This is a genomic window from Pseudomonas sp. OA65, from assembly GCF_017498305.1.
Lineage (GTDB): Bacteria > Pseudomonadota > Gammaproteobacteria > Pseudomonadales > Pseudomonadaceae > Aquipseudomonas > Aquipseudomonas zanjanensis.
This window is the reverse complement of record NZ_JAGDEZ010000001.1, coordinates 236,337-261,271: the sequence shown is the minus strand read 5'-3', so window position 1 is coordinate 261,271 and position 24,935 is coordinate 236,337. Positions and strand designations below refer to the sequence as shown.

Here is a 24,935-nt window from a genome sequence, read left to right as displayed (position 1 = left end):
CTGGCCTGGAAAGAGACCTATCCCTCCAATGCCAGTCAGTTAAGTGAATACCACGGGCAAGCATACAAACTGTGGCGAGGGAGCTTACTCCCTCACCACAGGATTATTGTTCTGCCTGATTCGCTTAATTGACTGGCATTAGCCTATCCCCACCATTTCACTACGACCCTATTATTTTCGTCGTTCAAGTCGCGCGGAGCCGTCTTTGCGACAATGGGCGAATCGGCGTCCGATGAAAGCTGCCGGGTGACCGCCCAAGTAATTGAGGCAAGTGGTGGGTACCGGCTATAAGTCCGCGCTCTTGGACTGCGGCTTTTTACGAAACCGCCATTCGATAGATTAGTACAGGGACTCAACATTCTATGGGAGAAACATCGCTTTCCAAGCAATACCGCATCGTTCAATTCAGCTTAGGTTAAATAGCAGCGAGAACAGCGGACTCAAACTCCACGGCTTGAGAACAAATTGCTTTGATTGCAGACCAATTACTCGTCACCTTGCTTGCATGTTGACGGTACTCACGTTCCTTCTTGCGGATTCGCTGATTCAACGACAATCCAGCGAGACTGGATTCGACTCTGATATTGCACTCTGCTCCGAGCAGCAGTGCATGACCGGCTGGAAGAGAGGCAGCCGCAAGCCAGGTTCCCGAAGCCTGCGCAGGTAGGCACAGTACTGTTTTACTTCCCCTGCTAGCTGGACGCAGCCAGCTATCCAACGTAGCCGTCAAGGGCGTGGCACTATTGATGACAGGGGGACAGGGTTGTGCACAAGGTAAAGCGCCCCAGTTCTTTTGCGCGGCCATGCTTTGAACCATGGCCCCCGCATTTGCGTACCTCTCGCTCGAAACATCCACATCCAGATGGATGATCAGCAAATCAAACTGCTCCAACGTAGGGTCGCTATCCAAGCATGCCGGGTGCCTTTGACCAGAGGCATCGCACCATTTCAATACACCGCTCCAGCCTTCACCCATCTTGGGCGTGGTCGCTTCTGGTTGAAGCTTCGTCAATGTGAAGGGTTTTTCGACAATGGCTTTGAGCGCCGCTTCTATAATTACCAGGTCGGTTATCCCTTCCACGACCAAGGCAATATGCAAATCAGACATTTGGCACCGCCCCCAGATGCCCCATCATCCACAATCTGGATAATGGATATTGCTCATTCATTTTCGTCAGCTTCGCAGACAACTCGATGCGTCGTACTACAGTGAGGCCATTGCTGTTTCGCTCAACCGCGAATAAGCGGACTTCGGGGTCTGACAGATCAAGCCCGTCCAACACCGCCGGGTTGTGTGCCGTAAACAGCAATTGGCGATCCGGATCGTTATACATAAGCCAATTGCTGAGGCGATCCGTCAACTTGGACAACAAGCGTGGATTCAAGGCCTGATCCAGGTTGTCGATAGCCAGAATTTTCGGTGCTTGCGGCAACAAACAGAGCGCAGCACAAAACAGAACATACAGCGCTCCTTCGCTGGCGTCATAAGCGGTCAGCTCATTGCGCGACTTGTTCATGAAACGGTCAGTGAATTTCAGCATGAGCTTGGTTCTTGGTACCTGACTGGATATCAGCGATGCGCCATGGCTAGTCGCCTGAATATCGGCCACCCAGTCGATCAACTCCAGCACTTGGTCCAGTACTTCCTCACCGGCGTCGCCCTGGCTTTCCAACTGTTTGCGCAAAGCTTCAAAGCCTTCCGCCAATTGCCCCCCGCTCAGCCCCACGGGTCGGCGTGTTTGAACGTCAGGCACGTTCCCGCGCAGCGACGGAGTATTGGGACAGTAGATTGCATACTCTTGCAGGCTTTGCATCAACTTCGCTGCCGGGTTGTCAGGGTCCAACTCGACTAATCGAAGTGCGGCCAAACCCGACTGTGGGTTCAAATTCTTTTTGTTGCGAACCCCGTCAGACAAAATCTCGTCGGCGCCATCCGACAAAAACTCGGTTTTGTAAGTCCAGGCTGGATCGGGCGCATCGAGTGGGTTTAGCAGAGAAACACGGTAAGCCTCATTGCGGTCCCCTACGATGCCTATTCCAATGTGCGCAGGTGTTCGCTCAGAAGCAAAAGAGCTTTTGTAAAGTCGTGGTAGACCTGCTCGAACCCCACGACGCAGCAAACTTTCATCGTCAACAATGCCATTCGCCGCAGCGCCGAGCACCCCTAGCGCCTCTAGAATATTGCTCTTCCCAACGCCATTGGCGCCAATAAAGCAGTTCACACGGCCAAGCTCGATACTTTGCTCGTGGACTGATTTGAAACCGTAAACACTCAACTTACGAAGCATTCTAATAGTCCCATTTTTGCAAGATGGGGCTCCATCAAGTCATGGTCCGTCACATTACCGGAAATTAGTCGAGTCACCCAGTGCGAGGCTGCCAGGCAATCGATGCTACGCGAAGCAATGAGACAAGGTCAGATCGTAAGCGGTGCGCTTGCGAAGGCCAACCCTAAAAAGTTGTCGGAGATTTCTCTGGTTTACTACAAAAGGATCATTTGCCGTAGGACGGTATTCCATGCTGCTCCGCGTAGCTACCACGTCCAACGTCTGCTATGCGCACCCAAGTCGGGCTCGCCCAGCTCCGCAGTTTTATCGCTCATACCGCCGCTGAATCCGCGCCAATTCCCCGGAACGCCGCAACTGCTCCAACGCCCTGGACCACGCCGCCACCACCTCATCGTCACTATCAGGACTGAAGGCGATGTACAGCGATGAGCGATACAGTTCGATAGGAATCCGGCGCAAGGTGCCCGGGGCGATGTTCAGTTGGCGGCTGTAGTAGGCCACGCCGGCATCAGTGTCGCCAACGATGATCTGCGTGCGTCCGGCAAGCAGCATGCGGTAAAGCAGCTTGCTCTCGGTGGCGCTTTTGTCCAGGTTGTTGAAGCCCAGTGACTGCAGCATCTGAGGTAGCAGGCCGGCGTGGCGGGTGGTGATCTGCGGGGCGCTGCGGAGTTGTTCCAGGGTGTCCACCGGGGGCGTATTGGCCAGTTGGTAGGGGTGGATGGACTCTTCCACGATCGGCCCGACCCATTTGAACTGCGATTCGCGTTCCGGCGTGCGAAACATGGAATACATGATGGTCTTGGGACGGTGCCTGAGTATCTGGCTGGCGCGCATGCTGGGCTGCAGCAACAGCTCGAAATCATCTCCGGTCAGCGCCATGATGGCCCGGACGATTTCGGTGGTCATGCCGGTGAGCCGGTTGTTTTCCTGATAATTGTACGGAGCCCATTCTTCGGTGACGATTTGATACTGCTCGGCCCTGGCAACCGTGCCGAGCAATAGGCAAAACAACGCTGCAGCCGGTATCGAATGTCTCACGCGTACTCCCTGTGGACCGTTCGGTGTTCGTGCATGGGTGGGCCTGATTCAAGAGGGTACGGTAAGCATAGACCCAAACACTTGCCCGGCAGTTGACGCAGTCCACATTCCGCCCCTTAGCAGCCACTGGCGCTTGGTGTAGGATCAGCGCGAACCCGATACGCGGCGCTCTCCTCTCGCCCTCCTCCTTGTGACCCAGCCCACATGAACCCAATCGATCCCCTGTCGTTGCAACGCATCATCAGCGCCCATGGCGATTTCGAAGGCGCGGCGTATTTCGATGTGGAGGAAAGCCTTGCCCATGAAGTGTTTCCCGACCGCATCGTGTTCCAGACCAACTACCTGGATTACCGCAGCTATGAGGTCGATCTCGCCGAAGGCAGCGTGCGTGTGCGCAAGACGCGGCTGGACAATTACCTGCGCGGCCATAAGGCCCAGGTGATCGAGGACGACATGGATGACGAGGATTGGGACGAGCTGGGCAGCCTGTGGCAGCGCTTGAGCCACGACCTGGACACCCAAGGGCAAGGGCCGCAGCCCGATCTGGCCGATACCCTCGCTGACCTGTTTGATAGCCTGTTCGACGAGGCTCAAGCACAGGTACTCATTCAGAACCTGCCGGCGCCTACCGGGCAGTGGGATTGGGCCTGGACGCAAGTCGAGTCAGCGCTCACCGAGGCCAATCAATTGGCCGGGTTCGAATGGAAGGCGTGGTCGTCCTGCGGCGTCGATGCGGTCAATGCCCTGGCCCCATTGCGGCAACTGGGCATTGAAATCCCGACGCCCGAGGGTAAAACCATCGAGGCGGTCAACCGCGCCGACGATTGGGAACGCGCGCTCCTGCACTACTTCAATAGGCAGCTGGAAACCCATGATTTGAAGTTGCTGGCCATCGGCACGCACTTCGATGAGTACCAGGCCTTTGCCTGCCTGTCCATGAATGGCTTGGGCCTGGTCAACGCCCTGGAGATCATGGGCAGGCTGGGCATCGTCTACAAATATTGAGCGACTGACGCCCGATGTTTTCGGCCGCTTCTACAAGCCCATAAAGGGCTGCCCTCCTCCTTTGAGCCTCGAAGTGACGACATGACAAACTGTGAACATTGCGGGTTCCTCCTCCTTGACGACACCGCTGTTTGCCCGCGATGTGCCGGGGAGATGACGTTCCCGGTGGAGCACCTCGCGCCGGGGGCTTCGTCGAAAGGGCTGAAGATTCTTAAATGGGTGCTTATCAGCATCGTGGTCGCGGTGCTGGCGGCCGTAGCGGTGGTCGTGTGGATCTTTAATTCGTTGGGGCCGATGCCTTCGTTTGGTTGAGGGCGTTTTCAGGGCGCTTGAACAATACATTGTGGCGAGGGAGCTTGCTCCCGCTCGGCGGCGCAGCCGTCGCACATCGGCCAATGAAATACACCTGGAAGACTCGCGTCGCTCCGTTTGGGGCGGCTTCGCCACCCAGCGGGAGCAAGCTCCCTCGCCACGAACGCCCCCAGCAACCGAAGCGCAACGCAGCTATCCGATTTTCCTATAGTTGCTATCGATGCCCGCGCCGTTCTCGTCATCGGCCTCTCTCTCTAATCTGCCCACCAACGCGATCGATGACGATCGCCGCAGATCAAACCGCCCTTATGGAGAGAGACACCATGAACACCTTCAATCGCACCCTGGCTGTCGCGACCCTGGCCTTGGCCACCCTCAGCGCCGAAGCAGCGTCGCCAGTACAGGCCGCTGCCAGCGCGTCTGCTGTCGGCAGCGTGGTCCAGTCCGCCAGCTACATCACCACCCAGGATGGCGTGCAGCTGTACTACAAGGACTGGGGCCCGCGCGATGGCCAGGTCGTGACGTTCAGCCACGGCTGGCCGCTGGACTCCGACAGCTGGGAAGGCCAGATGATGTTCCTCGCCTCGAAAGGCTATCGAGTGATTGCTCATGATCGTCGCGGTCACGGTCGCTCCAGCCAGCCTTGGGAAGGCAACGACATGGACCATTACGCCGACGACCTGGCGGCGGTGATTGAAGCGCTGGACCTCAAGAACGTGACGCTGGTGGGCTTCTCGACGGGGGGCGGTGAAGTGGCGCGGTATATCGGTCGCCACGGTACCGCCCGGGTGAAAAAAGCCGTGCTGGTTTCTTCGGTGCCACCGTTGATGCTCAAGACAGAAACCAACCCTGGTGGCTTGCCCATCGAAGTGTTCGACGGCCTGCGCAAGGCGTCCCTGCAGAACCGCTCGCAGCTGTACCTGGACATCGCCTCGGGCCCGTTCTACGGCTACAACCGCAAGGGCGCCAAGCCGTCCCAGGGACTGATCCAATCGTTCTGGGTGCAGGGAATGCAGGGTGGCAGCAAGAATACCTACGACTCGATCACGGCCTTCTCGGCGACAGATTTCCGCGGCGATTTGAAGAAGTTCGACGTGCCGACCCTGGTCATCCATGGCGATGACGATCAGATCGTGCCGATCGACGCAGCAGGCCGGGCCTCAGCGGCGCTGATCAAGGGCGCCCGACTGATCGTCTACCCTGGCGCACCGCACGGCTTGACCGAAACCCACAAGGACCGGTTGAACCAGGATCTGCTGACGTTCCTCAAGGAATAAAAGCGCAGATTCCTTGTGGGAGCGGGCTTGCTCGCGAAGGCGTCGGATCAGTCGGCATTGAAGTTGACTGACCTACCGCTTTCGCGAGCAAGCCCGCTCCCACAGGGGGTTGGTTGTGAATCCAGAGCTGGCGTACACCCAAGACCAAACTGTGGGAGCGGGCTTGCTCGCGAAGACGGCAGTACATCCAACGTCTTCATCGACTGACCTACCGCTATCGCGAGCAAGCCCGCTCCCACAGGGGGTTGGTTGTGAATCCAGCATTGAGCACACCACCGAGCAAACTGTGGGAGCGAGCCTGCTCGCGATAGCGGTGGAACACATTGCATCTATTCCTCAGACCGCCCCGTACCCTCACGATCCTGCTCATAACATCGGGTAAGCGCAAACGCCGGCAACCACGACTCACGGCGCACGGTCCAGCTTTCGTAGGTGGGCAGCAGTTGATCGGGGCTATCTAGAATCCCCAGGTGCACTTCGATCTCGTCGCCCGAGCGGGCAAACAGCGACGAGCCGCAGCGAGGACAGAAAAATCGCCCGGCATAATCCCGAGTTTCACCCTCGATCGTCACCGCCTCCTGGGGAAATACGGCAGCCGCGTAGAACAGTGCCCCGTGATGCTTGCGACAGTCGAGGCAATGACAAAGGCCGACGCGATACGGGTGCCCCGAGGCCTCGATACGAACGTTACCGCACAGGCAACCGCCGGTGAATCGGTCCATGGTGCATCTCCTCCGCCTTCGTGTGGTTAGGATGTTGACGACGAACGCCAGAAAGCGTCATGGGAATTGCCTCCGTTGTCAGCTGTAGACTTTACAGCGTCGAGAAAATTGTTTTGTCTGGTAGCAGGTGCGCAGCGCCAATGTGACTGCCGCGCCTTGAGGCGCGGCAGCTTGGAGCACTATTGCCAGTTGCTGGCAATCACAGCGTTCAACGAGGCTTGGTAGTTCTGCGGCAGTGAAGTCTCACCGGGAGCCGGTGGCGCGAAAGCGGCCATGGCGCCAACCAATTGATCGACCTGGTTGTCCAACAGGACCTTGCCATCGGCGGTACGGAACTGCTCGATGTTCTGGGCTTTCTCCCAGCTACCCGGCCCCCAGAACGACCATTTGGAGATCGTCACTTTATCGGTGGTGCCAATGACACTCACTTCCAGGTCCCAGCCGTTCTTAGTGAACCAGAGTTGATTGGCGGAAATACCGGCACCGAATTGCAACACATCGGTGTTGGCATCCGAGTCGAAATCGTCAATATCATCCTGACCATCCCCACGCTCGAATCGATACAGATCATTGCCGCGATCCCCACTCAACTGATCGTTGCCAGTTCCACCTGTCAGAGTGTCGGAGCCTGTACCACCAGACAACCGGTCATCACCCGCCCCACCCAGCAGGGTGTCGGAACCTGTATCACCAGACAACCAATCATCACCCGCCCCACCCAGCAAGGTGTCGGAGCCATCGCCACCGCTCAGTTCATCGGCCCCATTGCCACCCGACAGCGTGTCGTTACCACCCAACCCGTAAAGTTTGTCATCACCGTCAAGGCCATTTAATGAGTCAGCCAGCGCATCCTCACCGAACAGTGCATCGCTACCGGAAGTTGCCGTGCCCTTGGTCATGCTCCTGATGGTGTCGGCACTCCAGAGGGTTCCGTCGTCGAACTGGATCTGTTCGATCCGATTCGCGCTGTTCGAGAACCAGCTGGAAGCGGTCAGCTTGTCGGTCGTTCCTGCAATGCCCACGAAAAGGTCGTAGGTATCACGACTGAGCTGGATATCGGACGGCTTGAGGCCTGCCCCTATTTTGATCGTATCCAGGTTACCCGCCGAAGAGTCGTAGTCATTTATCCAATCCTGCCCGACCCCGCGGTAAAACTGGTAGGTATCGTTGCCGGCATCCCCATAAAGGGAATCATTGCCGGTGCCACCATCGAGCGTGTCCATGCCCGCGCCACCAAAGAGCTTGTCGCTGCCGGCACCGCCGTTCAGCGTGTCATTGCCCGACAATCCGTAGAGCGAGTCATCACCACCCAGTCCATTGAGGATATCGGCGCTGGACTCGTCGCCTTGCAGGACATCATTGCCTTCACTCGCCACGCCCTTGGACAGAGTCATCAGGGTTGCGGCGTCCCAGAGCGTGCCATCGGCGAACTGAACCTGTTCAACCTGCGAGTCCGTGGAAGAGAACCAATCCCTGACGGTCAGCTTGTCGGTGGTACCGAGGATCGTCAGTTCCAGGTTGTAGCCCATGCGAGCAACCTTGATGTCGCTTGGGCCGATTCCTTGGGCCAACTTGATCACGTCAAGATTGCCCCTTGTCCAGTCGCGATCGAAAATCACGTCCTGGCCACCACCACGCTGGAAGAGATAGGTGTCGTTGCCGGAACCGCCGTACAGCGAGTCATTGCCCGCCCCACCGTCGAGTGTATCCAGCCCTATCCCACCATCAAGCATATCCTGACCCGCTCCACCGTTGAGCACATCGTTGCCGGCCAGGCCAGACAATTTGTCATCACCGTCAAGCCCGTCCAACCGATCGTTGGCTTCGTCACCGATCAACGTATCGGCGCCATTGGTGGCGACCTCTACCGACAGGCGCTTGAGATCGCTGACGGACCAGACGGTGCCGTCTACGAACTCGACGCGTTCAACCTGATAGTTGGCGTCGGTGTAGCTGTAGATGGTCATCCGGTCAGTGGTGTTCTTGATGGCGAGGTAAACATCGCTCCCCTCACGCTTGACGATGACATCGCCGGGATTGATGTCGGCGGCAACTTTGATCGTATCGCTGTTTCCAGTCGTCGAGTCGAACTCGCTGATAGTGTCCTGGCCCATACCCCGATAAAACATATAGGTATCGTTGCCTGCGCCCCCCGACAATCGATCGTTACCGAGACCACCATCGAGACGGTCATTGCCGTAATCGCCACTCAGATAATCGTTACCCGCGCCACCATTGAGGGTGTCATTGCCATCCCCCCCGCCCAGCGAGTCGTTACCGGCGCCGCCTTCCAGTCGGTCGTCACCTGCCTCACCGTAGACCTTGTCATCCCCCTCAAGCCCATCGAGTACATCGGCCCCGATGTCGCCAAACAACGTATCGGCAGCGCTGCTGGCGACGCCTTTGGTCATTTGCTTGAGGGCGTCAACTCCCCAGACCGTTCCATCGGCGAACTCGACGCGCTCCACGATGTAATTCGAATTACTGAAGAAGGTCATCGACAACTTATCGGTCGTGCCTTTGATCGCCAGCGTGAGGTAAGTCTGGTCCCGGCTGACGATCACATCTGCCGGAGCAATATCGGCCGCGACCTTGATGGTGTCGACGTTGCCGACCGTCCAGTCAAAATCGGCGACGCTGTCCTGGCCCATGCCTCGGTAGAACCGATAGGTATCATTACCGAAATCGCCACGCAGGCTGTCATTGCCGGCGCCACCGTCCAAGGTATCGTTGCCGTCCCCACCGGAGATCCAGTCGGCGCCATCACCGCCGTTCAGCACATCGTTACCTTCCCGACCGTAAATCGAGTCATCGCCGCCCAGCCCGTTGATGACGTTGCCCGAGGCATCGCCGTTGAGGCTATCGGCAGCCGCAGTGCCGTTGGTGACGGCTTGGGCATTGACCACGATGTCGAACACGTCACTGGCCACGGCAGCAGACAGATCCACGGCTGAAACCTTGACCGAGACGGTTCCAGCCTGCGAAGGCGTGCCGCTGAAGGTTCGAGTGGCCGCATCGAATACCAGCCACGCAGGAAGCGCCGAACCGTTGGACAACGTCGCCTTGAAGTTCAGCCGATCCCCGGCATCGATATCGGCGAAGGTGCTTGCCGGCAACGCGAACGTCAAAGGCGCCCCTTCGACGACGGACTGGTCGGCAATGGCTTTCACCAGGACCGGTGCATCGTTGGTATTACTGACCTGGACTTCAAAGCTATCGCTGACAGACAGCCCCGCCTTGTCGGTGGCCGTGACCCGGATGGCCACGTTGCCCACCGCGTCATTGTTGGGCGTACCGCTGAACGTGCGCGTCTTGGCGTCGAAACTCAACCAGGCGGGTAACGGCTTGCCGTCGGCAAGGGTCGCATTCAGTTGGAGCGCATCGCCCGTGTCCGTATCGACAAAGGCATTGGCCGCGAGCGTCAGGACAAAAGCGCTGTCCTCGGTGGCCTTCTGGTCAGCAATCGCTGCCGATACGGTGGGCGCCCGATTGGCCTGGGTCGACAGCGTCGCAGTGTTCCAGACCGTCCCGTTGGCGAATTCGATACGCTCGACGCTGTGACCGCGAGCAGCCGTCCAGCCGGAGATGATTTGCTGGCCGTCATTCAGACGCAGCACCATACCCCGGGCCGAATGATCGACAGCGACATCGCTTTCCTTGATACCGGCTTCGAACACGATGGTGTCAATGCCGCCAGCCGCTTCCAGGTCTTCGCTGATGTGATCCTGGCCCTGGCCGACGCCGAATACGTAGCGGTCGTCGCCCCTGCCACCTTGCAGGAAGTCATCGCCCGCAGCCCCATACAAGCGGTTATTGCGCTCGTTGCCGATCAGTTCGTTGCTCAGCTCATTACCAGTGGCATTCAAGGCCGGACCGGACAAGGTCAATGCCTCGACATTGGCCGCCAAGGTGTAGTCGAGGGTGGAAATCACCGTGTCATTGCCACCGTTGAGGTCCTCCACGACGGCGTCACCGGCGTTATCCACGAAGTAGGTGTCGTTGCCCTGACCACCGATCATCCGGTCTGCGCCTTGGGCCCCGTCTAGACGGTTATCGGCGACGTTGCCACGCAGGACATTGTTGGCCGCGTTACCCGTGGCATTGATCGCCGCGGTACCGGTCAGGCTCAGGTTTTCCAAGTGGTTGGCGAGCGTAAAGGAGACCGAGGAATTGACAGTATCGGTGCCCGCGCCTTCGGATTCGACGATCCGGTCGGATCCGTCATCCACGCCATAAGTATCGTCACCCAGGCCGCCGATCATCACGTCGGAGCCGCCGCCGCCATTCAGAATGTTGTTGGCACTGTTGCCAACCAAACGGTTGGAGAGCTCATTGCCGGTCCCATTGATGGCGGCACTGCCCTGCAATTGCAAAGCCTCCACCTCACTGGCCAGGACATGGCTGACACTGGACTTGACCGCGTCATAGCCCCCGCCCACGACTTCCTTGATGACATCCCCTGCGTTATCGACGATGTAGGTATCGTCCCCCAACCGCCCTTCGAGGACATCGGCGCCGGCGCCACCGTCAAGCGTGTTGCCTCCGGCGTCGCCAACCAACAGATCATTTGCGCCTGTGCCGCTCAGCAGCACCTTGGGTTGTGTTACCGCTTGGCCGAAAATGAAATTGGCTGTCGAGAGCTGGCCGGCAGTGACGCCTTTAAGCGTGAGGTACTGGGTACCGCTGGCCATCGTGCCCAGCCAGACCCGCAGATAGACCTCGCCGTCGACGGTCACGTTGCTGAAGTTCAAGTCAGCAAAACTGTGTACCGCGCGAATCTGCGAAAGATCGATCTTCTCGTTGGCATTGGCCACTTCGAAGTCATCGATCAGGTTGCCCATGATCCCCTGCGAGGCGCTGGCCAGCAGGTCTTCGACCAGCACGAAACGGTCATTACCGACACCGCCCGCGACGGAGGCGCCGGTGTGCGTCGCGGCGCCACTGAGGTTGATGTTCGGGGACAGCACGGTGGTGAAGGCATGGTCCTCGATGGCCTGGTCACCTTCGAGGTAGAGGACATCGTTGCCGGCGTCCCCGCCCAGGTAATCCAGCCCGACATCGCCACGCAATACATCATCGCCAGCGCCACCACGGATGACATCGTAGCCTTCGCCTCCGCTGATAATGTCATTGCCGCCCACGGTCGAGGCCGTCGAGGACTCGCCAACCAACACATCGTCACCCTGGCCACCCATGATCGTATCGGCACCGGTGCCGCCAAATACGCGCTCGCCACCATCGTGAGCCCAATACAGGAAGCTACCGGTCACGTCCGGCAAATTGCGCTCGGTATTGGCACCGCTGAGCCCGAAACCGTAGCCAGAAGCCTGCTCCAACCGACTCAGGCGCACACCTTCCGGGATGTGAACGAAGTTCTTTAGCGTCAGGCCTTCGGACTGAACGTTCTTGAGTAGCAGGACTTGCCCATCCGCCAGGCTCAACCGAGTATCGGCGCCTTGCTGGGTAATGGTCGCCGCCGTATAGACCTCGTCATCAAAGCCGGACAGAACGATTCGGTCAGTACCGATCACAAAATCAGTGATGGTGTCGATGTCGCCCGCGGCCTTGTCGATCACGAAATAATCCGTGTCGGCGCCGCCGGTAAAGGTGTCATTGCCCTTGCCGCCGATGAGCGTATCGACCCCAGCCCCCCCCGACAGCCCATCATCACCGCGGCCACCTGAGAGATGGTTGTCCGCGGCGTTGCCGATCAACGTGTCAGCAAACTCACCCCCGATCAGGTGCTCGATTTGCGCGGCATTGGTGATCGCCAAGCGGGCACCGGCCAGGGTGGCCTCGCCTTTGGACAAATCGATCACGCTGGCACTGGAGATCGCCGCCGCGTTGATCGTGTCCTGGCCACCGTCGGTGTCGTTAAGCGCATTGCGACCGCCCGACCCAGCCAGTTGGGCATATTCATTGGTGTACACATATTGGTCATCAACGGTGTCGCCCTTGCCATAGACATTCAGGCTCCAGCTGTTGAGCGTCCCGGTGTCACCGGTCACGCTGTCGATCACTTGCAGCGTCCAGTTCCCTTGCACCGCTTCGCCACGCAGCAGGGCCGTGCCAAAGACGTAATTCAAGGTGTTGTGACCGTCAAAGTCGGCATTGCCACGATCAGTCGCCGCGCTGCCCGGGGCTTTGCCCGGGCGATTCATCAGGATCGATTCAGTGCCCGACGGCGAGATCAGCTTGAGGATCAGATCCCCTGGCCGCGCATGGCTCAGGTTGACCTTGACCTCGACATGCTCGGCCAAAATGTCGACCGCTCCCATCGTCAGCGAATGGCTGATGCCGGCGCCCTGTCCGTCGGTAATCGCGCGGTTGAGCACGCCGGACTCCAGCGGGTTCGTCAGGCGCAACTCATTACCCAACGTCTGCTGGATATTCCAGGTTTCCGCCAAACGCACCGCGGCCCGGGCATCGACTTCGCCATAACCGTAGTCGTGGCTGACGTGCATGCCGCCGCCGTTCCAGTTCTGACTATCGTTGGTCTGCCACGAGGTCGTGGGGTCGTTCACCTTGCGAGCCGAAATCGCCAGGATCTGCTGCACATCGCGATAACCCAGCTCCGGATTGGCTTCCAGCATCAAGGCCACGATGCCGGAGACGATGGGGGCTGCGAAGCTGGTGCCTTGGGAAACGCTGGTGTCCCCGCCGAACGTGGACCCGTTGTCGTTCTGCACCAAGCGTGAGGTCGACGTGACGTTCGAGCCTGGCGCGCTGACCAGGATGCTGGCGCCAGGACTGGAGAACGGTTTCCCGCCCAACTGCAACGCCCCCAGGTCGGTGGTGGCGTTGATCGCGCCAACCACGATGCTACTGCGGGTATTGGAGACGTTCGAGTAGTTGGTGTTGCCACCCTTCTCCCGATCGTTGCCACCGGCCGTGACGATCACTGTCCCCAACCCGTTGCGGCCTTCGTCGATGGCCTGGTAATAGGCCGTCGGCAATGTCCCCAGCTCGGCGGGGCTGAACTTCAGGTCGAAGTGATTGTTGCTGCCCCAGCTGTGGTTCACCACATCGTATTCATACATGTGGGACATGTTGCTGAAATCGTCTTTATTGACCCAGTAACCGGCCACCGTGGCGTCGTAGGCAACACCGACACTGCCCTCGCCATTGCGAGCGGCGACCATCACCCCGGCGACGAGGGTCGCGTGATCGCTGAACTTGCCACCGCTGCCCTCGCCCGCCATTTGCCCCGGGGTGGCATTGGCCAGCCAGTTCTGGTCGATGTTGTCCTTCAGGTCGGCGTGGCGGTAATCGAGGATTTCCTTGGTGGTGCCGAACGGACTGTTGGTCTCGATCTCGGCGATCCTGACACCCTTGCCGGTATAGTCCTTCCAGACCGGCAGGATGTTGGCCTGGGACAGGTACCACTGATCGGTCACCAGCGGATCGTCGGGCAGGTCCGATGTCTTCAGATACACCGCGGCACGCATCGTCGCGCTTTCGCCGGTGCCCATGTTGATGATCGTACTCGCCTCGTTGCCCTTGGCATCGGCGACGGTGTACTTGAAACCCATGAAGCCGGTGAAGGTCGCGTCCGGGGTAAACAGCACATCGCCCGCCTGGGTCACGACGGCGGTTCCGCCCACCACGTCGAACAGGCCCGTGATGTGCAGCGCGTCATGCTGCCAATCGATGTCGTTCTGCAGCAGTTGTTCTTTACCGATCAAGTGCGCGCTGGTGCGCTCGAACGCCACACCGTTCTTGTCCTTGCCCAGGACATCCTTGACCAACAGCGGGCTCTCGATCCCGTCACTGGTGGCCGTGGGAATTTCCACCAGTTTGAGGTTCTTGAAGTTGGCCTTTTCGACATTTTGCAAAAAGTCGGTGCCGTCGCGTCCTGATACTGTGTCACTGATCCACACGCCTTCGGCTGTTCGGGTAATGCGGTATTCGGAGAAATCACCGGATAATTCGATGACGTCGACGCCGTTGCCGCCATTGATCTTGTCATCGCCTGCGCCGCCAGTGAGGATGTCATTACCTACGCCGCCGTCCAGGTTGTCATCATCCTGACCGCCGTCGATCAAATCATCACCCGAACCACCCTGAATCTGGTCATTACCACGGTGACCGCGCAACACATCATTACCCGCGCCGCCCAGAATGGTGTCGTTGCCGTTTTCACCTGACAACGCATCGTTGGCCGATCCGCCGACGAGCAAATCGTCGCCGTCACCACCACGCATATAGACTGTGCTGCTTCCGCCGCCAAGGAATACGTCATTGCCACGACCGCCTTGGGCAATTTCCACGCTTGCCTCGGCCAGGTTCAGATAGACGCCTTTGTCGCCGAGTACCTGCACAATATCGGTGCCGTCGCCGCCGTGAATATTGGCGGACAGGTCGTCACCATCGATCAGCAGAACGTCATCACCCGCGCCGCCATTGAAGGTATCACTGCCTTGACCACCGGCAAGCCAGTTGGTCTGGGCATCGCCCTGCAACACATCATTACCGGAACCACCGGTAGCGTTATTGACGCCTTTCTGGGCGACATCGATAGTTTCGCCCGTAGCCGACGAAGAAACATAACCTTTCACGGCCGAGACTTCTCCCGAACCTTGGGTCGAAACCACTGTACCTGTGCCACTTGCGGTGAAAACATGGCCGTTGGGGTTAGCCAGGAAGTTCGCGGCGATGGCTTCCTTGCTGATACCGTTCTGCACGAAAGTACCGCGTGCCAGCACTTCATTGCCGTCACGCACTTCGCCACTTTGTATCTGATTATCCAGGTTGACCTGGGTAATCCCCAGATCTGCGAGGGATTTGAGTTCACTGGTTTCACCGGCATCGATCGCATCGTTACCGTTGAGATCGTTCCAGCTCTTGCCATCGTGATCGGCATCTACCCAGACCTTGACATTCGACCAGGCAGCATCCTGCTTGTCGAACACGCCATCGGCGTTGCTGTCCAGGCTGGCCAGCGCGGCAAAACCATTCGCGAAACGCTTTTGCCCGGCTTCGCCATTGGTACCCGCCGTCCCGCCAAAATACTCCGAAAGTGTCTCGCTGATATTGTCGATCTTGCCGTTGGTATTGGTGTCGACGACCACGATGCCATCCTCGGGGCTGACCCAACCGGTCTCTTCAAGACTACCGCCGTCGTTGTCGGCGTCGAAGAATACCGGCGACGCCAGGTAGTCGGTCAAACGTACGCCATCGCCATTGAGATCCAACACCAGCGGATCGGTGGGTAGTGTGACCCGCGCCCGTGCATCACCGGAGTTCAAGAGCGCACCCAAGGTGCTGCCATAGGAAAGGCCCTGGCTGGAATTACGCAGGCTGAAATCAAAGACTTCCTTGACGGTATTGACGTTGCCGGGACGATAACCGTCAGCCAGGATCTGAGTGGCTGCGGCGGTAAAGGTGTTGTTGATCCAGCCACCTTGGTATTGATTAAGGTTTAATTTATTTGAATCAAACCCTAACTTCCACCCCCCTCCACTAGCAATAAGCCCTTGCGAAATTTGATTAATATACTCATCGTGATCCGTTGGGTTTTTGTAGTTTAGACCCGCCTCACTATCAAAGCGGAGCGAAAAATCATTTCTAACGCTACCGGCTAAACTATTTATATAGTCGACCGTTGAATCCGCCCAAGAAAACACATCCGAAACACCTCCAGCTGCAAAATCCCATGCCTGACTGAAAACGAAACCAGCAACTTCAAGGTTTGCCACCTTTTCCATCCAAACCGCTGCCGACTGGCTTGAGCCTGGAGTTAAAAGTTTCACCTCCATAAACATCATCGTAAAATACGACAACTTTACCTCAGCTAGAGGATCACCCGCAGCCGCGAGCGTATCTTGCCAAAACGCCGCCCGCATATCTTCTGACATCATTAAGAACGGCGTGTTAAGGGTCCACGCATCAACCGTCAAGCCATGATCCAAGAAAACGTTCTTATGAAACTCCCAAGCCTCAGCGTGGTTTATATCCCGACTTACTAACCCGCCCCCCTTATCCGCTTGATCTTTAAGGGAGTTGATGTAATGTTGAGCCATGTCACGCCGCACAAACCTTACATCTGCCTCTGTCATCGGCCGCCCTTGATCAGAAGCTGTTTCTTTCATATAGCCAATGGCTGCCTCCCCAGCCAACGAATTGCCTTTGGCAACACCATTAGCCAGCTCTGCATACTTATAACCTCGCGCAGTTAGATAATCATACATCGCCGCTGGACCATTACCATCCAGCAAAGACTGAGCGTAATCCAAATCCGATCTTTTTAAAACATCTACCACACTCAAACTCCTTTTGATTTCGAGTTGCTTTTAATAAACCCAAGCACATCACTCGTGATTTTTTTCCAACTACCCAACCTATCAGACTTATATCTTACAGTTAGAGCGGCCTGCATATCAGGGATAAACAGAACTTGCTTACAGAGCTCAGCGTACTTATCTCTTATTGGGCCACAATAAATAAATGTAGAAATCAGACCACCCTCGCCCACCGTCCAATAGTAATCAGCCTCACGCCCCCGGGAATACTTATCCGCGCCTCTGAAATGGAATAACCCGAGATCCTCACGATATTCGTCCGCCTGAATTTGGCTTCCATCGTTAAGCGCGAGATACAATATAAGATCCCATTTATCTCGATTAATTACAGACTCAACGTTGATACTGATATGTTCGGGTCTTTGGTCTAAATCTATCGGCCGCTTACCTGCTGGCGACAATCCCGGCCAATAAGCCTCCAGCGGCATTGAGCTCAATTTCGCATCGCAACCAATGGGGGGCGGCCCCTGATTTTTATCCCAGTCGCTTCGCCCCTCATAAGTAGGCCAGAAGAAAAAATAGCTCTTGTCAACCTTAAGCTCATACCCCCCTAAACTACCGCACCTATAAGGTATATCCTCTTGTAACTTTAGCCACTCCGCCCAGGGACCATTGTTTTTTTGAACCCAACGCATTCTTAGCGACTCAGAAAACAGCCAAAGGCCATAACTCGCCAGCACGGCCGCCAGCATGAAGAACGCTATCAGCCAATATACTTTCTTCGTTCCGCGCACATCACACCCCTTAGAACAGAACGTTCAACCAATCACACCCTGGGCCATTTAAAACTTCCTCTTACTTAATGATCGTGTACACGCCCGGACGGGATAACAAATACAACCAGACCGCAAACCTGTGAAGAACCACGACCTCGTACAGGCCGTATGAGAACGCTTTGGCGTCGCTTATTGAGCTCCTCTTGTAGACCATCGTTTTACCGTTCACGCAAACTTTCATCGGCGTACTGCTGCAACGGACTCAAGAAATAATCGATGACTTTGCGCCGATCCGTCTTGACCTCAACCGTGACCGACATCCCCGGCGACAACGCCACCTTCTGATCGCCCACCATGATGAAGTCCTGCAACAGACGAACCCGGCTGCTGTAAATCAACCCACGCTTCTCGTCTTCAATCGCATCGTTGGAAACGCTGACAATTTCCCCCTCGACCGTCCCGTACTTGGTAAAGGTAAATGTCTCGACTTTCACCGTAGCCAGTTGCCCCTTCCGGACAAAACCAACGTCCTTGTTCTCTAGCATGGCCTCGACCTCCATCGGTTGGTCATTGGGCACGACCACCATCAACGGCTGGGCCGCCGTCACCACACCGCCCACGGTATGAATTGCCAGTTGCTGTACCGTGCCATCCACCGGCGCGGTCAGGCTCATCAGGTGGTCGCGTTGTTCGGCCTTCTTGAGTTCTTGTACCAGTGCAGCCGCTTTCTGTTCCGATTGCTGCTGCAAATCGAGCATTGCCCGGCGGGTCTGGGCGAGGATGCCCTGGCGCCGGCGCTCGGCTTCCTTGCGGCTGGCATTGAGTTCGATCACCCGCGCTTGCTGCACAGCCATGTCCCGCTCCTGGTCCAACAGGGCCTGCTGTTTTTCCAGGTAGGCGTGGCGAGGCACGTATTGCTGATCGAGCAACTCTCGATAGTCTTGGGCCAAGCGGCGGGTGATCGGCAGCGTTTGTTGCAGGGAGGCCACCATCGCCTTGGCCGATTGGATTTCCGCCGTGCGCTGCTCGACTTCCGCGTCGACCTGGTCCAGGGAACTGCGCAGCTCGAGATATTGCCCCTGAAGCCAGCGTTGTGCGGCCGTCACTTGGGGCGGATCCGCCTGAAGCAGGTACGTGGCAAGGGAACCGGGTTCCTTGCCACTTTGAATCGCCTCAAGCAACGCCGTGGCCCGGGCGCTATCGACCTCGGCCGCCAGCAGGTCACTCTTGAAGCGATTGACGTCGGCGCTGGTGGCACTGGTGTCCAATTCCACCAGCACATCCCCGGCCTTGACCCATTGCCCATCGTAGACCCGGATGGCTTTCACCACCGCCACCTCGCTCGGTTGGATGGTCTTGCTCTTGCCGCTTGCCACAACCTTGCCGCGCGCCGTGGCGACCACTTCGATTTCACCGACGCAGGCCCACAAAAGCGCCAGCGCGGCGAAGCCCATGATGGTCCATTGAATGTAGCGTGGCGCCGGGTGAGCCGGTTGATCCTGCAAGGCGAGCGCGGCCGGCAGGAACTGGACTTCGTGGGCAAGCCTATTCGGCGTGTCCAACTGTTTACGATGGCGCCATGCCTGGCGCCAGGCAGTCCGATAGCGTCGCAACAACGCGCGTGTTGCTGAGGGTTCGCTCATGCCAACTATCCTTGTTGCAAACGGTGCAAGCGAGAATAGTGTCCCGCTTGATGGGCCAGGAGCTCATGGTGAGTGCCCTGTTCGACGATCTGTCCGCGATCCATGACGACAATCCGGTTGGCATCGCGCACCGCCGAAAGCCGGTGGGCAATGATGATCACCGTTCGCCCTTTACAAATGGCCTGCATGTTCTGCTGGATGATCCGCTCCGACTCGTAGTCCAGTGCACTGGTCGCTTCATCGAAAATCAGGATTCGCGGATTGCCGATCAAGGCTCGGGCGATCGCCACGCGCTGACGTTGCCCGCCAGACAGCGAAGCGCCGTGCTCGCCGACCACCGTGTCGTAACCCTCGGGGAGTTCAAGAATGAAGTCATGGGCCCCGGCCATTTTCGCCGCTTGCATGACCGCCTCCAGGGGCGCCCCGGGATCGGTCAAGGCGATGTTCTCGCGGATGCTGCGGGCGAACAGCATGTTGTCCTGCAATACCACGCCGATCTGCCGGCGCAGTGAAGAAACGTCGGCCAGCGCCAGGTCCATGCCATCCACCAGCACGCGGCCGCGCTCCGGGACGAAGAGGCGCTGCAACAGGCGGGTCAGCGTGCTTTTGCCGGAGCCGGAACGTCCGACGATGCCGATCACCTCTCCGGCGCCGATTTCCAGGCTTACGCTGCGCAGCACCTCGGAGCCATCGGGGCGATAACGGAAATGCACCTGGTCGAATTCGATCCGACCCTTCAAGGCGGGCAACGCACTGCGAGTCGCCTGGGACATCTCGGTCCGCGTGTTGAGAATATCCCCCAGGCGCTGCACCGAAACACCGGTCTGCTGGAAATTGGTCCACAGTTGAGCCAGGCGCATGATCGGTTGGGCGACCCGGCCCGCAAGCATGTTGAAGGCGATCAACTGGCCCACCGACAGTTGCCCGTCGATCACCAGCCGGGCGCCTAGCCATAGTGTCGCAACAGTCACCAGCTTGCCGATCAGAGAGACGCTTTCATTGGCGATCGTCGACAAGGTCTGGGTCTTGAAACCGGCACTGACGTAGGCCGCCAGTTGGTTGTCCCATTTGCGAGTGATCTGGGGTTCGACCGCCATGGATTTCAACGTGTCGATGCCGTTGACCGTCTCCACCAGAAAGGCCTGGTTCTCGGCGCCACGGGCGAAGCTTTCGTTCAAACGGGCGCGGAGCACCGGCGTAATCAACAGGGAAACCACGACGTACAACGGCAGTGACAGCAATACCACCAGCGTCAACCAGCCGCTGTAGAAGAACATCACGGCGATGAACACCACCGAAAACAGCACATCCAGCACCAACGTAATGGTGTTGCCGGTAAGAAAGCTGCGGATATTTTCAAGCTCGCGGACCCGAGCGACGGAATCACCGACCCGCCGTGCCTGGAAATAGGACAACGGCAGCGTCACCAGATGGCGGAATAACCGGGAGCCCAATTCAACATCGATGCGACTGGCCGTGTGAGCGAACACATAACTGCGTAGCCCGCTCAAGACCGTTTCGAACAGCATGATGCCCAGCAGACCAATGGCAATCACATCCAGCGTGGTGAGCCCGTGGTGCACCAGTACCTTGTCCATGACGACTTGGAAAAAAAGCGGGGTCAACAACGAAAATATCTGCAGGACGAAAGAAACCAGCAGCACTTCACCCAGCAGTTTTCGATATTTGATGATGGCCGGGATAAACCAGGTGAAGTCAAACTTGGACAGCTCGCCCGCCAACGACGCCTGGGACCGTATGAGAATCAACTCACCGCCCCAGCGCTCCTGCAGCTGTTCGGCGCTGATCATTTCGGGGCGTTCGGACCTGGGGTCATGGATCAGGATTTTTTCCTGGACCACACGGGCAATGATGAAAAAACCGCCGTCGCCGGCACAGGCAATCGCCGGCAAGGGCGTTTGCCCGAGCCGTTCGAACGTGGTGCGGATGGCCTTGGCCTTGAGGTCCAGCTGACGCGTGGCCAGCAATATTTCGGCTTTGCCGAACAGCTGCCCTTCAGCCACGTATTCGTGGGTGAGCTGTTCTACAGAAACGGCAACGTTGTGAAAACGCGCCAACATGGCCAGACAGGCCAGCCCGGTGTCCAGCGCCGCCGATGGCCCTGGAGAAGTACCTTGTTCTTGCATAAACGCTTCCATGCGGAAAATTCATTAACGAGCCCCCATGACTTCCTTGGGTGGGGCAGGGTTCCGCTTGGCGCCAAGGCCAGAGTCAAGAACGATATCAAAACAACATTATTTGATTTTTGGGTCTCTGTCGATTCAGGAACCGACTTCTAACGCCTGTGCCAGAGCCCTACATCAGCTCAGGGGGAAGAAAATCACGCTGCGGCTCGTAGTCTGCCTTCAGGTACTCGGCAAGCTGTTGCAGGTCGTTGGCACTCAGCGTGCCGGCAGCCTGTTTCAAACGCAGATTATTGAGAATGTAGTCGTAACGCGCGTCGTTATAGTCACGCACGGACTTGAAGAGTTGACGCTGGGCATTGAGCACGTCGACCGTGTTGCGGGTCCCGATATCCGCGCCGACCTTGGACGCTTTCAAGGATTTCTGGCTCGACAGGATCGTCTGCCGCCGGGCTTTTATCTGCTGGATATCGGAGTTGACGGCGCGGAAATAGTTACGGGTATCCAGGACCACTTCCCGGCGCTGGCTTTCCCTCAATTCCTCGCTTTGCGTCAGCCGCTGATAAGCCTCGTGCGCCTGGGAGCTGACACGCCCCCCGCTGTAGAGCGGGACAGTCACTTCCACGGCGAGACTGCTCTGGGCAACATTTCCACGGTACCCATTGCGACCAAAGTCAGTCGGGTTGCTGTAGCCAAAACTGTCGTTATCGCCCTTGCGATAAGAAGCCACCGCGTCGACCGTTGGCGCATGCCCGGATTGACGCTGACGCACGCGTTCTTCAGCGGCCTCGACGGCATAGTTGCTCGCCAACAGCATCAGGTTCTGCTCGACGGCGCCTTCTACCCACGACTTCGTATCACTCGGAATCGGCGCCAACACCGGCATTTGATGTTGCATGCCCTCGATACTGGCGTATTCCTGATTGGTCAGATGCGCCAATTGCTCGAAAGCGTCTTCGACCTTGCGCTGCGCCAGTTGGCGATTGGCTTGGGCATTGTCGAAAGCAGACTCAGCATCCAGGACATCCGTGATGCTCGACAGGCCACCTTTCAAACGTGCTTGCGCCTGATCCATTTGCTGTTTGAGCGCGGTCTCCTCAGCTTCCGATGCTGCCAGCTCATCCGCAGCACGCAATGTTTCAAAATAGGCTTCCGCCGTTTGCAGAATGAGTGCTTGCTCTTTGGCCGACAGTTCCAGCGCCGCCTGCACAATGCTGGCCTTGGCCGCCTTGAATTCATACCAGAATGCTGCGTTGACCAAGGGTTGTTTCAGGTTGGCCTGAATCGTATTGCCGCTGCGCACTCGTTCAAGCCCTGGCTCGTCACGCGATAGGCGAGTGGCTTCAAACGTAGCGCCGGTGCTGATCATCGGTAATAGATTGGCCCGTGCCTGCGGCACCTGTTCTTGTTGCGCAGCATAATCGGCACGGGCTGCCGCCAGGTCGGAGTTATGCGAAACGGCCTGGCGATAGACCGCCATCAGCTCGGCCCGCTCAGCGGTCGGCGCGGAAAAAACGAACGAAGGGAACAGGCAGGCGAACAACAGAACGCGTTGAGCGCGACTCATGAACAAATCCTTTTGAATGAAGCGAAAGCCGCAAAAATCGGTGACCGCCCCGATGGGGCGCCGAAACTAAGGCAGTTTGGGGGAAGAGGTCAAGCGCTCAAGCACAACGTTGCGTTTTTCTACACGAGGCGGTTGCGAAGTCGTCGCCTTGGTTAATTGTGGCTGGTTTAACTCACTGAAAACCTGCCATCGGCACTGCGATCAATAATATCGCCGTCCCATGGGTCGCCGTCGACGCCACCACCCCATAACGCATGCGCACGAAGCCGCAGGCCACACCTTCAATCAACGTGGCAACGCGGTCTGGGACTTGGGCGTCAAGGCGAACCAGAAACCGAAAAGTGTGAGGCCCGGCAGCAGATACCGTACGTAGTCCAGCAGCACAGCGAATCCTTCGACGATCATTGCCCCCTACCCTTGGCAGCAACCGGCGCATGCTGCGCCATCAGCTCCACGACCCAATCGATGAACACCCGCAACTTGGCGCTGATATGCCGGTTCTGGGGATAGGCCAGGTAAAGCGGCATCGGCTCGAGCTGCCAGTCTTCGAACAGCGGCACCAATTCCCCTTGCGCCTGGTGACGGCGGGACATGTACTCGGGCAGCCAGAGCACGCCCAGCCCCGCCAGCCCGGCCGCGAGGTAGGCGTTGCCATCGTCAATGGCTAGCGCGTAGCGCCCTTTGACGTGAAGCAGTTCACCGTTACGGCGCATGGCGTAGGGCAAGGATTTGCCGGTGCGAGCCCACAGGAAACCGACGGTGCGATGATGCGAATCTTCCAGTTCGCGCGGGTGCGCGGGCGGGCCAAACCGTGCCAGGTAACTCGGGGCGGCGAAGACGCCAAGGGCCAGGTCGCCGACGCGTCGGGCGATCAGCGACTGATCCCGCAACTCACCGCCGCGCACCACGCAATCGACGTTTTCATCAAGCATGTCGACGATGCGATCGCTGACGCCCATGTCGATCTGGATGTCCGGGTATCGCGCGTAGAACGCCGGCAAGGCTGGTATCAAAATCATCGCCGCCAGCGGACTCGGCACGTCCACCCGCAGTCGCCCGCGGGGTAACGCCTGGGCGCCGGACACGCTGGTCTCGGCATCGTCCATGTCGGCCAGCAAGCGGATCACCCGCTCGTAATAAGCCGCGCCGTCGATGGTGACATTGACTTTGCGTGTGGTGCGGTTGAGCAACTTGACCCGCAACCGCGCCTCGAGCTGCTGCACCAGTTGGGTCACGGTGGTCTTGCTCATGTGCAGGGTGTCTGCCGCCTTGGTAAAGCTGCCCGCCTCCACCACTCGCACGAACGCTTGCATCGCATCAAAACGATCCATTGCTGCCCCGGTATGGTTCGATTGTTTGGGATTCACAAACAGTGAACACCAAGGTTGCTCGTTTATCGCCCGGAAACAAGCCCCTAGAGTGAGTTCATCGTTTGGAATCACTTATTGATGGAGGTATTCATGACCCAGCGTGATGTGGTTTTTCCGCCTGGACGCCAGGCACTGTATGAGCGCAATCGCTATTCACCGGCGATTCGTTCCAATGGTTTCCTGTTCGTCTCCGGGCAAGTCGGCAGCACCGCCGACGGTTCGCCAGAGCCCGACCTGGAGGCTCAGGTCCGGCTGGCGTTCAACAACCTGAAGGCGATCCTCGCCGCGGCCGATTGCAGTTTTGACGATGTGGTGGACGTGACAGTGTTCATGGTCGACCCCGAGTCGATCTTCGAACGGGTCTGGAGCGTCGTGCCCGAATTCTGGGGCAACGCACCGCATCCGACACTGACGGCGGTGGGGGTGACGTGGTTGTATGGTTTTCAGTTTGAGATCAAGGTGATTGCCAGGGTGCCTGAGGCCACCCTGTAGGGCAGCTTGCATGGGTGTTGGCTGTGCCGCCGTCATCGCGAGCAGGCTCGCTCCCACAAG

Annotated in this window: 14 protein-coding genes and 1 pseudogene; 4 read left to right on the top strand and 11 right to left on the bottom strand. The window is 58.0% G+C overall.

Translation table 11 applies throughout. The features are described from left to right. Positions 1 to 415: 415 nt before the first annotated feature. The 3 genes from J3361_RS01145 to J3361_RS01135 form a co-directional block, all read right to left on the bottom strand. Positions 416 to 1,108 (bottom strand): hypothetical protein, encoded by a 693-nt coding sequence (locus tag J3361_RS01145; protein ID WP_207961632.1) that lies wholly within the window; start codon positions 1,106 to 1,108, stop codon positions 416 to 418. Then, positions 1,101 to 2,288 (bottom strand): ATP-binding protein, encoded by a 1,188-nt coding sequence (locus J3361_RS01140; protein WP_207961631.1) that lies wholly within the window; start codon positions 2,286 to 2,288, stop codon positions 1,101 to 1,103. The genes J3361_RS01145 and J3361_RS01140 overlap by 8 nt, the downstream gene beginning before the upstream one ends. 303 nt (positions 2,289 to 2,591) lie before the next feature. After that, positions 2,592 to 3,326, bottom strand: a complete 735-nt coding sequence (locus J3361_RS01135) for a transporter substrate-binding domain-containing protein (RefSeq protein ID WP_207961630.1) — start codon at positions 3,324 to 3,326, stop codon at positions 2,592 to 2,594. 204 nt (positions 3,327 to 3,530) lie between these two features. Between J3361_RS01135 and J3361_RS01130 the strand changes: the two genes are divergently transcribed. The 3 genes from J3361_RS01130 (at position 3,531) to J3361_RS01120 (ending at position 5,920) form a co-directional block, all read left to right on the top strand. Continuing rightward, a complete protein-coding gene (locus tag J3361_RS01130) occupies positions 3,531 to 4,331 on the top strand; it encodes a hypothetical protein (protein ID WP_207961629.1) in 801 nt (266 codons plus the stop codon). A 153-nt stretch (positions 4,332 to 4,484) separates the two neighbouring features. Next, complete coding sequence (locus J3361_RS01125) at positions 4,485 to 4,643, top strand: hypothetical protein (RefSeq protein WP_207961627.1); 159 nt, start codon at positions 4,485 to 4,487, stop codon at positions 4,641 to 4,643. A 323-nt stretch (positions 4,644 to 4,966) separates the two neighbouring features. Then, on the top strand, positions 4,967 to 5,920 hold the full coding sequence (locus J3361_RS01120) for an alpha/beta hydrolase (RefSeq protein WP_207961625.1): 954 nt from the start codon (positions 4,967 to 4,969) through the stop codon (positions 5,918 to 5,920). Positions 5,921 to 6,249: 329 nt separating this feature from the next. Here the strand turns inward: J3361_RS01120 and J3361_RS01115 are convergent, their stop codons facing one another. From J3361_RS01115 to J3361_RS01085, 8 genes and pseudogenes are all read right to left on the bottom strand, one after another. Continuing rightward, entirely contained in the window at positions 6,250 to 6,642 is a 393-nt protein-coding gene (locus tag J3361_RS01115; RefSeq protein WP_207961617.1) for a GFA family protein, read from the bottom strand. A gap of 179 nt (positions 6,643 to 6,821) precedes the next feature. Next, complete coding sequence (locus J3361_RS29690; RefSeq protein WP_207961616.1) at positions 6,822 to 15,902, bottom strand: calcium-binding protein; 9,081 nt, start codon at positions 15,900 to 15,902, stop codon at positions 6,822 to 6,824. Positions 15,903 to 16,906: 1,004 nt separating this feature from the next. Continuing rightward, a complete protein-coding gene (locus J3361_RS01105; RefSeq protein WP_207961614.1) occupies positions 16,907 to 17,677 on the bottom strand; it encodes a hypothetical protein in 771 nt (256 codons plus the stop codon). Positions 17,678 to 17,877: 200 nt separating this feature from the next. Beyond that, positions 17,878 to 19,302, bottom strand: a complete 1,425-nt coding sequence (locus J3361_RS01100) for an HlyD family type I secretion periplasmic adaptor subunit (RefSeq protein ID WP_207961612.1) — start codon at positions 19,300 to 19,302, stop codon at positions 17,878 to 17,880. Between the two features lie 5 nt (positions 19,303 to 19,307). Further along, a complete protein-coding gene (locus J3361_RS01095; RefSeq protein ID WP_207961610.1) occupies positions 19,308 to 21,449 on the bottom strand; it encodes a type I secretion system permease/ATPase in 2,142 nt (713 codons plus the stop codon). Between the two features lie 169 nt (positions 21,450 to 21,618). Beyond that, the gene (locus J3361_RS01090) at positions 21,619 to 22,989 is read right to left on the bottom strand and encodes a TolC family outer membrane protein (RefSeq protein WP_243458691.1); all 1,371 of its coding nucleotides are present in this window, start codon (positions 22,987 to 22,989) and stop codon (positions 21,619 to 21,621) included. Between the two features lie 196 nt (positions 22,990 to 23,185). Next, positions 23,186 to 23,311: pseudogene (locus J3361_RS29375) on the bottom strand (CPBP family intramembrane glutamate endopeptidase); the annotation flags it as partial. A gap of 103 nt (positions 23,312 to 23,414) precedes the next feature. Then, entirely contained in the window at positions 23,415 to 24,344 is a 930-nt protein-coding gene (locus J3361_RS01085) for a LysR family transcriptional regulator (RefSeq protein WP_207961606.1), read from the bottom strand. 129 nt (positions 24,345 to 24,473) lie between these two features. On the opposite strand from J3361_RS01085, the gene J3361_RS01080 reads away from it, so the two are divergent. Continuing rightward, on the top strand, positions 24,474 to 24,875 hold the full coding sequence (locus J3361_RS01080) for a RidA family protein (protein WP_207961599.1): 402 nt from the start codon (positions 24,474 to 24,476) through the stop codon (positions 24,873 to 24,875). Positions 24,876 to 24,935: the final 60 nt, after the last annotated feature.

Coding starts and splice junctions, on each gene's coding strand:
- J3361_RS01140 (WP_207961631.1), bottom strand. CDS start 2,288: ATGCTTCGTAAGTTGAGTGTTTACGGTTTCAAATCAGTCCACGAGCAA.
- J3361_RS01100 (WP_207961612.1), bottom strand. CDS start 19,302: ATGAGCGAACCCTCAGCAACACGCGCGTTGTTGCGACGCTATCGGACT.
- J3361_RS01130 (WP_207961629.1), top strand. CDS start 3,531: ATGAACCCAATCGATCCCCTGTCGTTGCAACGCATCATCAGCGCCCAT.
- J3361_RS01095 (WP_207961610.1), bottom strand. CDS start 21,449: ATGCAAGAACAAGGTACTTCTCCAGGGCCATCGGCGGCGCTGGACACC.
- J3361_RS01125 (WP_207961627.1), top strand. CDS start 4,485: ATGACGTTCCCGGTGGAGCACCTCGCGCCGGGGGCTTCGTCGAAAGGG.
- J3361_RS01120 (WP_207961625.1), top strand. CDS start 4,967: ATGAACACCTTCAATCGCACCCTGGCTGTCGCGACCCTGGCCTTGGCC.
- J3361_RS01080 (WP_207961599.1), top strand. CDS start 24,474: ATGACCCAGCGTGATGTGGTTTTTCCGCCTGGACGCCAGGCACTGTAT.
- J3361_RS01145 (WP_207961632.1), bottom strand. CDS start 1,108: ATGTCTGATTTGCATATTGCCTTGGTCGTGGAAGGGATAACCGACCTG.
- J3361_RS01085 (WP_207961606.1), bottom strand. CDS start 24,344: ATGGATCGTTTTGATGCGATGCAAGCGTTCGTGCGAGTGGTGGAGGCG.
- J3361_RS01115 (WP_207961617.1), bottom strand. CDS start 6,642: ATGGACCGATTCACCGGCGGTTGCCTGTGCGGTAACGTTCGTATCGAG.